Annotated in this window: 12 protein-coding genes and 3 pseudogenes; 2 read left to right on the forward strand and 13 right to left on the reverse strand. The window is 36.1% G+C overall.

All coding sequences use genetic code 11. From position 1 onward, the window contains the following. Positions 1–146 precede the first annotated feature (146 nt). Positions 147–1,292 (forward strand): ankyrin repeat domain-containing protein, encoded by a 1,146-nt coding sequence (locus tag ACJ5GX_RS00915; RefSeq protein WP_495292591.1) that lies wholly within the window; start codon positions 147–149, stop codon positions 1,290–1,292. Between the two features lie 290 nt (positions 1,293–1,582). Then, positions 1,583–2,001, forward strand: a pseudogene (gene tnpA, locus ACJ5GX_RS00920) (IS200/IS605 family transposase). A gap of 50 nt (positions 2,002–2,051) precedes the next feature. Here tnpA and ACJ5GX_RS00925 read toward each other — a convergent pair. From ACJ5GX_RS00925 to ACJ5GX_RS00985, 13 genes and pseudogenes are all read right to left on the reverse strand, one after another. Next, positions 2,052–2,336: pseudogene (locus ACJ5GX_RS00925) on the reverse strand (phage baseplate assembly protein V); the annotation flags it as partial. Further along, positions 2,323–2,796 carry a hypothetical protein gene (locus ACJ5GX_RS00930; protein WP_052265020.1) on the reverse strand — a complete coding sequence of 158 codons (474 nt, stop codon included), beginning with the start codon at positions 2,794–2,796 and terminating at the stop codon, positions 2,323–2,325. The pseudogene ACJ5GX_RS00925 and the gene ACJ5GX_RS00930, both read right to left, overlap by 14 nt. Continuing rightward, entirely contained in the window at positions 2,793–3,293 is a 501-nt protein-coding gene (locus tag ACJ5GX_RS00935) for a phage tail protein (RefSeq protein WP_052265019.1), read from the reverse strand. The genes ACJ5GX_RS00930 and ACJ5GX_RS00935 overlap by 4 nt, the downstream gene beginning before the upstream one ends. 1 nt (position 3,294) lies before the next feature. Next, positions 3,295–3,600 (reverse strand): head-tail joining protein, encoded by a 306-nt coding sequence (locus tag ACJ5GX_RS00940; protein ID WP_052265018.1) that lies wholly within the window; start codon positions 3,598–3,600, stop codon positions 3,295–3,297. 83 nt (positions 3,601–3,683) lie between these two features. After that, entirely contained in the window at positions 3,684–4,688 is a 1,005-nt protein-coding gene (locus ACJ5GX_RS00945) for a major capsid protein (RefSeq protein WP_052265017.1), read from the reverse strand. Positions 4,689–4,725: 37 nt separating this feature from the next. Then, positions 4,726–5,094, reverse strand: a complete 369-nt coding sequence (locus tag ACJ5GX_RS00950; protein ID WP_096097249.1) for a head decoration protein — start codon at positions 5,092–5,094, stop codon at positions 4,726–4,728. Positions 5,095–5,169: 75 nt separating this feature from the next. Then, the gene (locus ACJ5GX_RS00955; RefSeq protein WP_052264934.1) at positions 5,170–6,210 is read right to left on the reverse strand and encodes a S49 family peptidase; all 1,041 of its coding nucleotides are present in this window, start codon (positions 6,208–6,210) and stop codon (positions 5,170–5,172) included. Positions 6,211–6,233: 23 nt separating this feature from the next. Then, positions 6,234–7,640: a phage portal protein gene (locus tag ACJ5GX_RS00960; RefSeq protein WP_052264935.1), complete on the reverse strand. Its 1,407-nt coding sequence runs from the start codon at positions 7,638–7,640 to the stop codon at positions 6,234–6,236. Continuing rightward, a complete protein-coding gene (locus ACJ5GX_RS00965) occupies positions 7,640–8,671 on the reverse strand; it encodes a PDDEXK nuclease domain-containing protein (protein WP_096097252.1) in 1,032 nt (343 codons plus the stop codon). Before ACJ5GX_RS00965 ends, ACJ5GX_RS00960 begins: the two co-directional genes overlap by 1 nt. Before the next feature lie 26 nt (positions 8,672–8,697). Further along, the gene (locus ACJ5GX_RS00970; protein ID WP_007302777.1) at positions 8,698–8,922 is read right to left on the reverse strand and encodes a gpW family head-tail joining protein; all 225 of its coding nucleotides are present in this window, start codon (positions 8,920–8,922) and stop codon (positions 8,698–8,700) included. Beyond that, positions 8,915–10,726 (reverse strand): phage terminase large subunit family protein, encoded by a 1,812-nt coding sequence (locus ACJ5GX_RS00975; RefSeq protein WP_230609096.1) that lies wholly within the window; start codon positions 10,724–10,726, stop codon positions 8,915–8,917. Before ACJ5GX_RS00975 ends, ACJ5GX_RS00970 begins: the two co-directional genes overlap by 8 nt. Continuing rightward, positions 10,723–11,034, reverse strand: coding sequence for a hypothetical protein (locus ACJ5GX_RS00980; protein WP_230609094.1), 312 nt, complete (start codon positions 11,032–11,034; stop codon positions 10,723–10,725). The genes ACJ5GX_RS00975 and ACJ5GX_RS00980 overlap by 4 nt, the downstream gene beginning before the upstream one ends. An 84-nt stretch (positions 11,035–11,118) precedes the next feature. After that, a pseudogene (locus tag ACJ5GX_RS00985) lies at positions 11,119–11,208 on the reverse strand (IS200/IS605-like element ISW1 family transposase); the annotation flags it as partial.

Below are 11,208 nucleotides of genomic sequence, written 5' to 3' on the forward strand. Positions count from 1 at the left end.
TTGGAGGACATTTGGCTAGAAAAAATGATCTAGAACCAGGCCCCATTACTATTTGGAAAGGATGGAGACGTCTCTTTGATCTAGCAGAAGGATGGCGACTTGCTCACGAACTTTATATTTGTGGGTAATAGTAAGATATCATATCCATTTGGAATTATGCAAGTGAATATAAAAAGTTAGTTAATGAATTTATTGAATCTGATTATTATGGAATGAATATCTTACATTTTCTGGCCATAGATGATAATGAAGAAGTTATTAAGCTTATATTCGAGAATGTAGATCTAAGTAAATTAAGTAAAATTGTTAATATCGGTGATAAAGATGGATCTACTCCTTTAGAATATGCTGTTATATATGGTCATTTAGCGTTAGTTAAATACTTTATAGGAAAAGGGGCTAATTTTAAGGTAAGTGATGACCCGAGCCTTACCCTTTTAGACTGTGCTGCTCTCCATAATCGACTAGAAATAGTTAGGTATTTTATTGATAACGAACATTTTCAGTTTGATAGTACTGTTTTATACTATGCTATTGAAAATAATTGCTTAGAGGTCGTTAGATACTTTATAGAGGAAGAAGAGATTTGTATAAATTTACAAGATGGAGAAGGTAAAGGTTATTTGCACTATGCTGTTGAACATAATTCCTTGGAGATTTTTGAGTACCTTCTAGCGTACGGGGCTACAGTAGATTTACAGGATGAGGATGGTATGACTCCTTTGCATTTTGCTGCTATGTATGGTTACCTAGGAATTGTTCGCTACCTCGTAGAGCATGGGGCTGATATAAATTTACAGAATGAAGATCATACGACTCCTTTGCACTTTGCTGATATATATGGTCACTCAAGCACTGTTCGCTACCTTGTAATGAATAACGTTAATACGAATCTAGAGGATATTAGTAATAATATTTCTCAGAACTACGATGTTAAGTTTCATTGCTACGACAGCGCTAGGTCCCTTTTTTCTTTAGAACAAGGAGCTAATGTGAAACTTGAACTCAACGATGATTTGTACCATTATACTAACAATTATTACCCAAGTAGTATTTGTTGCTATCAACCTCAATCTACTGTGTACTCAGCTCCAGACTTAAAAACACAATCACATAAAAGAAACCTAGAGACATTTGATGAACATACACTACCTAAAAAAAGAAAATTAAAAAATATAAGTGAAGCATTGCAATTTGAAGATAAAAGCACAGTTAACTTAACTCATAGGTCACCTATATCTTCATTTAACAGCGTCTCTGTACAACCTGCAAACAAGGACTTAAGACTATAATTTTACAGTAAGCTATTTAATTTTATGAGGGGAATTTCAAAAAAACAGAGAAATAAAGTAATAAATTGATATAAATTCGCGTAGAACAAGTGGTAGTCCAACGCATCCCAAAACAAACTCTTCTCTCACTAGCTAGTTTTGGGTTCTGGAAATGACTATACTATTTAATTTATTAATAGTATATAATATTAAGTTAATGTAATTTATTGTCCCAAATTTGGGAGAAAAACCCTGGACTTGAAGTCCATCCTTTTAAGAATATAATTTTAAGGTGAAAAATCTGAAAGAATGTGGAATATTATAGAAAAAGCAGTCACTCTGTATATATATCACATAGTGTGGATAACAAAATATCGATATCCAGTACTAGTTGGAGATATTGGAAAGAAAGCTAAAGAAGTTGTACAAGAAGTATGTGCAAATAATCAAGTAGAAATTATCAGAGGTAGAGTTGCGTCAAGTCATGTACACGTATACGTTTCTGTACCCCCATACTTAAGTATTAGTAAGTTAGTGCAGTTAATAAAAGGAAAAAGTTCCAGAAAAATCCAGCAAAACTTTCCAGAGCTAAAAAAGAGATATTGGGTTGTGGGCAGTAGGCTACTTTGTCAGGACTAGCGGAAATGTAACTGACGAAATGATAAAAAATTATATTGAAAATCACTCTAAAAAAGAAGATAAATTTGGTGACTTTCAAGTCGAAAGTTAGCATTCTATGCTCTCTCTTAATCTTTGGATTTTAATCCATAGTGGTTGAATTTCTGGTGCAGAATACTTTTGTTGATATATTCCAGGAAGTACTACTCCTAAAGATAATTCTCCCAGCGGGGAAAGTATAACTACTTGCTCATCAATATCTGGCGGAGACCAATCTCTATCTTTTCCTGCTTTACTTGTTATCCATGGCAGATAATCTGTTACAATATCTCCTATTTTCACTCTTACTTTTGCTTTTTCACAATCTACTTCTTTTACAACTCCTATACGAATGATATTAGCTACTTTTCTCTGTAACTCTGCAATGGCAAAATTATTTTCTAACATGCATTTCTCCCACTGCTATTTTATGTGGTTTGATTTTCCCCTCTTCCCATACTGATTTACCTAAATGAAGCTGATGACTCCAATCAACCATCCACACCAAATATGCATCTAATTCGGGTCTAAATCCATCAGGCTCTGCAGAAAGAAATTCAGCCGGAGATACATTCTTTTCCCAGGTATTCTTGTTCACTACTCTTGCAACCTCAGCAGCGAATGTTCTGACAATAATAGGGGCATTTTCTATTGTGCTATCAATCACTATTCGTGCTTCAAATCTTGCTTTCAGCGCTAATTCCTCTGTTCCAGGATCTTTTCCCGATTCTAAACTCACAAACTCTACAAATAACGCTGGCGCTAATAATTCTTTTCTTATCGATGGATAAATTTCACAAGTTTGAATTGCTGGTATTTCTCTCTTCAGCGTGGTACAAATTTTATCATGTAAATCTTTCAAATTCATCCTTTATAGCTCAATTCACGTTCAAAAAACTTTGTAAAGACTTTCTCAACCTCATAATTAACAAGGTCTTTTATTATTCTTGAGCCTTCTGGTTCCAGCGGTAGTTTTACTTCCTTTATTGGCAATGCTGCTCTTCCTTCACGTTTAAACATACCGCTATTTCCTTTTGGCATAACTGCTGCAAATCCTCCTATAAACTCATGCTTTCCTACTTTCGATCCTCTTCTTGTTTTTTGTATTTTACCAATTGTCCATGCTCTAATGTCATAGAGATTTGCTCTAATTAACACTTCTAATCTGCTAGTTTTCGCCTTAAAAATTCTTAATCTCTTTCTTATCAAACTTAATTTTATCTTCTTTTCCTCACTAATTTCTTTTGCTGTCTTCAATTTTAGCCATAGTGCTGTTCTGTTTAACGCTCTCACTATTGCTAATTCTATTTTTTTTCTTTTAGCATTTACACTTTCTATTACCTCAACTTCTATATGAACAGACATTTTACACCCCATACGCTTCGATTCGCCAGACCATTCCAGATTTATCTCTAAGTGGTGGTGTGTGTATTTTGTATTTGCAATCACCTATAACAAAAATATCTCCTACAATTGGCCTCAGTATATCAAAAATGCTTACCTCAAGAAAAAGCATCTCTCCCACAAATTGTCCTTCACCAATCTCGTATAATTTATCTGGCTGTTGCTTTAATACCTGTACCATATATGACTTATCCTTTGATTTATATAAAGCCACTTCTCCTAAATGGGCAAAACAATCTTTAAATAATCTCTTAATATTCTCTTGCACGTTTCTCCGCTATATACTAACATTTATATGCTAAGAAGAGGTAAAGCATTCTTCTGCCTCACACCGCTTTATATTTGCTCTACCTATGTTGCAACGATCTTGACTAGTATCGCTGGACGGTGGCACATTGGCAGAGGGTTTGACTGCGTATGCAAATCAGTCCCTCTATCAAATCTTCTTGGCTCTTGTTTTGCATAGAGTGGCTGTCCTAGTGTATTTACTGTTTCATTAAAATCTGCTGGTGCAAAATATGTTGTAAATGTGCTCGCTGTTCCTACTGGAAAACAGTGTCCTGTATCTCTTTCTATAAACCTTCTTACGGTTCCTTCAGGATCAGTTGCTTGCCCTCTATATTCCTCAAATGTGATTCCGCAGAATGTAAATCCTGACCTCATATCATTCCTTAGCGCTGCTCCTTCTTGCCATCTCTCGTATGCTTCTTTCACTTTACTATGCGAAGTTAGTGCATCAAAAAACTCAGGGCTTACCAAGGCATGAATTCCGGTCATATATTCGCCACTTAAGTTGTCTTCGATATGTCGCAATACCTCCAGACACTTACGCTTGACATCTGTTGTTGCTGTTCCAAGGGCAAAATTTACTACTTTTGGTGTGATTTCAAATTCGTTGTACAAATTTAATAATTCTGACCCGTCAGCATCAAGAATAATTCCCTTCAGCGCTCCCATTCGCAAATGCTCTAATGTTATTGCATGTTTGTTTCTCATTAGCTGCAAATGATCAGTTATTACATCTGCAAGCGCTTTCAGTTCACTCTCTGATCCAAATGCCCTTATTCCTTGTACTTCTTCTGGCAGCACTACATCATCATGCGGAATGTGCGGAATCGTAAATGTTCTTATCTTTCTTTTTCCTCTTTTTCCTACTGTTGCTGGTGCTCCGGGTACTTGCGTTGGTAGTAAACTTAACACTCCGTTGTGTTCTTCTATCGTAATATGTCTAAATCTTACTGACCTATTTGGAAATAAATTTAAATTTTCAACACGTCCATAATTTATCGGCAATATATTCATCGCATTTGTTAGTGCCGTCATGCTAAATGCTGTATTTGTAAATGGATTTTGCATTCTTTCTTTTCCCCCTTATATATATTTTAATAGTTTTTTAAACTCCCTTGCGGATAATGATCCCTTGTGCTTCAAGTTGCTTTATTGCTGCAGCTTTCTGCTCTTCAGTGATATTTGCTGGCCATACAACTGCATGATCTGCTAGCATTGCACCACGAGTAACAATTACTCCTTTACTATTTTCCTTTGCGTTTACATCGCTTGCTATCACTCCTATCGCCGTTTGTGTCCCATCTGTGGCAGTTGGATTGATTATCCTAATCATGTTGTCTTTATCACGACTAACAACTGTTCCTAGCTTCAGATTTTCCCCCTTGGCTACTGTTATCTGATCTCTTGAATATAGACTTGATGCCTCATACTTTAATAAGTCACCCAGATTATTTTGTTCGGTTATACATGTCATATTTTCTTTTCTCCTTTTTTCCCTTTAGTTTACCGCCATGTTTGTAGTTGTTGTACCCGACGGTTATAAAAAAACTTAAATACTTGATTGTGCTCTAGCTTTAGCTACTTGCATCATCAACTCCTCTCCTGAATTCTGTGGTATTGCACTCAGTATCTCTGTCTTCTTCGTTCTCTCTGCAAGTAATTCCATTAAAACTTCCCTAGCTTGCTCAACACTTACGCCTTGCTCAATAAATTCTTCTATCTTTTCTGGCACCTTCGATAAATTACATAAACGTATTAATTCACGAACTTCAGTACGATACTTGGTTAAATTATCAGTTTCTAGGTCGTTTGTAGTTTGTTCATTCATAGTAATACTCCTGTTTTTATTAATAGATGAAAGAATTGTCATTCCGTCTGCAAGGCCTATTTCTACTGCTTTCTCCCCAAAATATAGCCCTGCTTCTGTTGATCGAATCTTTTCAATTGAAAGACCTCTGTTTCTTGCTATTAGCTGCAAAAACATTTCATATAGTCTTCCTACTTCTTTTTGTAAGCTTTCTAAACTTTCAGACGTCATTGGCTCATGCGGATTTAAATCATTCTTCCGACTACCAGCAAATATTGTGGTATATTTTATTCCCTGTTTTTCGTCAAATCCACTTTGATCTATATGACTTGCTATTACTCCTATACTCCCAATTCCTGAAGTGCGGGTGAGAAAAATCTTTTCAGCGCTAGAGGCTATAGCGTACGCAGCAGAATATGCATCATCATTTGCTATTGCAATAATTCTCTTTTTTGCTCTTGATTCATAAATAAAATCAGCTAGGTCAAAGACACCGTTTACTTCCCCTCCTGGACTGTCTATGTCAAGTAGAATCGTCTCTATGCTTTTATCTTCTAAAGCACTCTCTATCTCTTCATGAATATTTTCATACGAAGTCATGTCTAAAATATGATCAAAAGCTTCTGTTTTTTTTGTCAAAACTCCATAAATACGTATTATTGCTATTCCTTTTGGATTTATATGAAAATGCTTTAAATTCTTAAAGATAGGTTGTTTGCTGTTATATAATGATAGTAGTTCAAAACTTCTTCTCTCTACCATTATTGGTTTATTTATCCACATCACCTTCCTCCCCTTATTGTATTTTATGGCACATTAACGTCACAATCGAAACAAAGTCCAAAAGAATTAGCTCGCTTTTGATCTTCTGCTATTTCTTGGTCAATTTCTTCTACATCATAACCCATTTCTGATACTACTTCCGATCGACTCTTAAATCCATTCCTTACTGCCATTTGCTGTGCTTGCTGGTCTTTCAGTGGATCCACCCAATCAAATCCCTGTGGTATCCATTTTACTTCTTCTTTCGCTGCTTTTACTACTTTTTCATCTATACTCAGTTCTCCACAAAGCACTGCTAACTCTAGCCATCTATTCCATACTGGTCTGCAAAACTGGAATACCATAATGTTGTGTTGCAGCATAGCGCATCGACGACGAAACCCTATTAATCCAGCTCTGATTGATGAATAATTAACACCTGTTAAATCTCCTGTTAGCTGCTCATATGTTATTCCTGTACCTATTGCTATTGCCCTCAGTTGCTGTCTTATAAACGCTTCATAACTTCCTCCAACATCAGATGGTTCCGAAAATTTGATGTCTTCTCCTGGGTCTAAAAGCTGCATTGTTCCAGGTTCTAGGCCAGATAGTGCTACTCCTTGCTCACTTGCTTCACCTTCTCCCATGATATTTGCTTCAGGATCGAGCCTTGTAATAAACCCTGCAAACATTGCTGCAGTTTTCTTTCTCACCAGCTCTGCATCATCATATTGATCAAGCTCATAAAGCTTTAGCAGTATACTCGAAAGCCAAGGCTCACCTCTGATTTGCCCAGGTCTTAGTGGTCTATAAATATGTAAAACATCATTTGCTGGTACTCTTACTGATTCTCCAAATGAGCCTTCGCCTGGATGTTCTCTAAATAAGTAATATGCTTCTCTTTGCCCAAGCTTGTTAAACTCAATCCCGTTTCTTATTACATTACCATTTGCTAAAGTTTGATTTGTTTTATTGTCTAAATGTTCAGACTCAAGTACTTGCAGTTGTAATGGCACAGAAAATCTATCTTCCAGCTTTCTCGTTCTTAAACGTACAAAACATTCTCCTCCCTCTATCATACTTCTACATACTAGAGCTTGTAATCCATAAAAATCACTTACTCCATTACTGTCTGCTTCATCTGTCCATTTTAGCCATAATTCTTGTACTTTTTTGCGAAATTCTCCATCTCTTGCTTTTGATTGTGGTTTTATTCCTGTTCCAATAGAGTTACTTACTATCGTATCAATTATATTTGCTGCATATGGATTTTTTCTCACCATATCACGTGATCTACTACGTAAAGTTTCAAGGTTTTGAGACAGCAAATTGTTTATACTTCCTAACTCTGGTTGAAAGTGAAAAAATCTTCTTCCTGACCCTGCTGCATCCCATGCTAAACTTTTTATCTTTGGTTTGCTAAATAATTGCTTGAACGATTTTAACAGCATTACTTTTCCTTATCTGAAACTTTGGATAACTCAGCCTCTAGCTCTTCTATTGTTGGCAAGGCTGTCTTTACATTCTCTGGTAGATTTTCAGTAATTTTATATTCTGCCAACCCTATCGGTTTATTTATGTCTTTCAGTGTATACTTAGCTAGCACGTTATCCTTTGACTTGCATAAAATTAATCCTATAGATGGTTGATCTGTCTCGTGCTTTAGTAAATCATCAACGGCTGAAAGATAAAAATTCATTTTACCTGCATATTCTGGCTTGAAATCTTTGTCTTTTAGCTCAATTACTACAAAGCAACGTAACTTTAAATGGTAAAACAATAAATCAATATAGAAGTCTTTATTTCCAACATCTAAGTGAAATTGCCTACCTACAAATGCAAATCCTTCCCCTAGCTCAAGCAAAAACTTCTCTACATGGCCTACAAGACCTTTTTCTACTTCTCTTTCATGAGCGTCATCTCCTATACTCAAAAAATCAAAAATATATGGATCTTTTAATGTATAATGTGCTAAATCTGACTGGGGAGAAGGTAACTTATCTTTGAAGTTAGTAACAGCTTTTCCTTGACGTTTGTGCAATTCACGTTCGATTTGCATCACCATTATACTACGTGACCAACCGTGCTCTATAGCTTTTTGAAAATAAAATAGTCTTTCTTTTGGATCTTTTACTTTATCTAAAATAACTACAATATGAAACCAAGGCAATTGTGCAGCAACCTGCTGCGTAAATTCAGTATCTTGATATTCTGCAGCAAATTGACGCATATAAGTAAGATTCCTAGCACTAAATCCCTTCATTTCTGGAAATGCGCTTCTCAAATCCTTACTTAGCTGATCTATGATTTTAGCACCCCAACCATGTTCTTTTTGGCGCCTTAAGATCTCTGTACCAATATAGTGATAAAGCACAATGAGTTTGCTATTTACTGCTAGTGCTGCTTTATAACGACTAGTAGCAATCTGTTCTTTCAGCTGCTCTAAAAATTCTGTATATTCTTTTGCTATAATTTTTGTCATACGGTTCCTTTTAACGATTTTTATCATTATATGATCCCTTTACTCGTTGAAAAAACAATCTTTCTCTTCGGTTTCATTCCAACAATCTTTAGCTCAGCTTTAATACGTTGTCTTAAGTTTAGTAAATCATTTATCTGAACTTCAGCATATCTCACTACATGGTCACCATATGCAATTGATACTACTCGCTCTCCGTTTTGCAGCTTCTTTATCGCTTCTTCGACTTGAACTAAATACTCTTCGTTATACATTTTCCAGCCACTTACTCTGTCTTACTTTCTTAGGTTTTTTACTTCCTATTTTTCCACTCAAACTATTCCATTTACTCTCTGGCCAACGATCAATTCCAAGCGCAATAGATGCTGCTCTCGCATAAATTCGGCAATCTAGTACTTCATTTCTTTCTCTTACTTTTTGCCACTCTTGTTTGGTGTATCCTTTTACTACCTTGCTGACTAATTGCTCTGCCGTTAGTTGCTTAAAATATTCAGGTGCATACTCAGGAAAATGACAATATCCTGCTGGCACTTTTTCTTTTTCCCCGTTTTTTAAAACATTAAGTAATTGAAAAAGCTCTGACTTTAATATCGATACTCCTACTGGCCAGAGCTTTATTCCTCTCTTTAGCTTTTGACCACCAACTGTTATATCAACTCTACTTGGGCTACTAAGCGGCACTAGTGCTTTATTTACACCTTTCACTGCCATACTTCTCACCCAGTTGTAAACTTCCTGCGTTGCATACCCTGCATCAACTGCCATCATGCTTATCATATATTCAAGATCATTTTCACCGATAAAATGATGATTGAGTAACTCTGAAAGCTTTCCCCATACTTCTCCTCCTCCTGTATCTCCTTCAAATACTCGGTAGTCTATTGACCAACTTTCGCGGCTTTTTCCCCATGCTACAACTTCTACTTCTAAACGATCTTTTTGGACATCAACACCTGCTGTGAGAACCACTTCACCTTTTGGTACTGTGCCTACGGGAAAAAATTCTCTTCTGTTGAATAATTGCTTCCAGTCTGGTACTTCTCCCTTATCTACCCAGGTTTCTCCAAGCGTTGTGTTGATCCAAACTTTCAGTAATTGTTCACTTTCCTTTGCATGCAGAAAATCCTCTACTGCTTGTTGCCAACTATACCACCCAACTGGACTATAAAGACTTGAAAGATGAAATCCTTTTTTCTCCCCTTCTTTTGCCTCTGTAGCTCTCCATTCTCCACGTTCTAGCATCTCTGTCTTTTGATGATTTTCTATTTTGCCGCTACATTCAGTGCAGACATAATGTGCTGTTCTTGAGTCGTTGTTTTCCCATTTTATTTGTGACCATTTTAGAACTTGATAGTAATTACAATACGGACAGGGAACAAAAAAATATCTCTTATCTGTTGCTTCAAATTCTTTCTCAATTCTGCTTATTCCATAAATCGTTGGCGTTGATACTAAAAAAATCTTTCGTCGTGCAAATGTATTAGTACGGGCTATGCTGAGTAAAACTGGATCTCCTTCACCTCCCGAATCTCCTGGATAGGCATCTATCTCATCAAGAAAGAGGTATTTTACTGGCATAGATCGGAGGCCTACACTGCTGTTTGCTCCAGTTATTACTACTATTCCACCTGGAAATTCCTTACTTTGTACAGTATTGCCTGAATCTCTTGATCTTGGGTCTTTTACTTTACTCTTTAAACATGGCGTACTCTCTATTAACGGCGCAAATCTTCCCTTTGACCAACGTTTTCCCATTTCAACTGTTGGCTGTACTACCAGCATTGGACCTGGTGTCTGATCTATGATATAGCCTATCCAATTGTTACCAGCTTCTGTTCCTCCAATCTGCGCTCCTTTCATGAATACTATTTTTTCAGTTGGTGAAGAAGGAGATAGTGAATCCATGATTTCTTTAAGGTATGGCGTTCTCTCTGTTCTCCATTTTCCTGGCTCTGATGCTGCAGTTGGTGCTAGAACTCGATACTCATTCGCCCACTCTGATACTTTAAGCTCTGGATCTGGTTTTAAACCTTCAGAAAATGATGTGGCGTATATCATATTGCTAGCTCTTCACCATCATTAGATGATACTTCAACATCACTTAAATTAGGACTACTTGTTTTCTCACTTTCGAGTTCAATAAACATTTTCTTTTCAAGCGCTTCTTCTATATACTTCTGAATTAAATTACTCATTACTATTGCAGCTATGAGTGCAACTATTCCCACCATTACTGCAGCTATAATGTTAGGGTAAATTCCCACTATCGCTATTGCACATACTGTTATAGAAAAACAGATGATATTGATATATTTCTTTATTTTTTTGTCTGCTATTTTCCTTTCTTCAAAATATTTATTGCTCAATAAATGAAACGTTGGAAAGTTGTCATTTTTTCCAATTCAACCACTATGGATTAAAATCCAAAGATTGAGAGAGAGCATAGAATGCTAACTTTCGACTTGAAAGTCACCAAATTTATCTTCTTTTTTAGAGTGATTTTCAATATAATTTTTTATCATTTCGTCAGTTACATTTCC

This window comes from Wolbachia endosymbiont of Tuta absoluta, assembly GCF_059414725.1.

What these genes read in the sequence shown, in the direction of transcription:
- ACJ5GX_RS00930 (WP_052265020.1), bottom strand. Translation starts at nt 2,796, where the DNA reads ATGAATTTGAAAGATTTACATGATAAAATTTGTACCACGCTGAAGAGA.
- ACJ5GX_RS00935 (WP_052265019.1), bottom strand. Translation starts at nt 3,293, where the DNA reads ATGTCTGTTCATATAGAAGTTGAGGTAATAGAAAGTGTAAATGCTAAA.
- ACJ5GX_RS00945 (WP_052265017.1), bottom strand. Translation starts at nt 4,688, where the DNA reads ATGCAAAATCCATTTACAAATACAGCATTTAGCATGACGGCACTAACA.
- ACJ5GX_RS00950 (WP_096097249.1), bottom strand. Translation starts at nt 5,094, where the DNA reads ATGACATGTATAACCGAACAAAATAATCTGGGTGACTTATTAAAGTAT.
- ACJ5GX_RS00955 (WP_052264934.1), bottom strand. Translation starts at nt 6,210, where the DNA reads ATGTGGATAAATAAACCAATAATGGTAGAGAGAAGAAGTTTTGAACTA.
- ACJ5GX_RS00960 (WP_052264935.1), bottom strand. Translation starts at nt 7,640, where the DNA reads ATGCTGTTAAAATCGTTCAAGCAATTATTTAGCAAACCAAAGATAAAA.
- ACJ5GX_RS00965 (WP_096097252.1), bottom strand. Translation starts at nt 8,671, where the DNA reads ATGACAAAAATTATAGCAAAAGAATATACAGAATTTTTAGAGCAGCTG.
- ACJ5GX_RS00970 (WP_007302777.1), bottom strand. Translation starts at nt 8,922, where the DNA reads ATGTATAACGAAGAGTATTTAGTTCAAGTCGAAGAAGCGATAAAGAAG.
- ACJ5GX_RS00975 (WP_230609096.1), bottom strand. Translation starts at nt 10,726, where the DNA reads ATGATATACGCCACATCATTTTCTGAAGGTTTAAAACCAGATCCAGAG.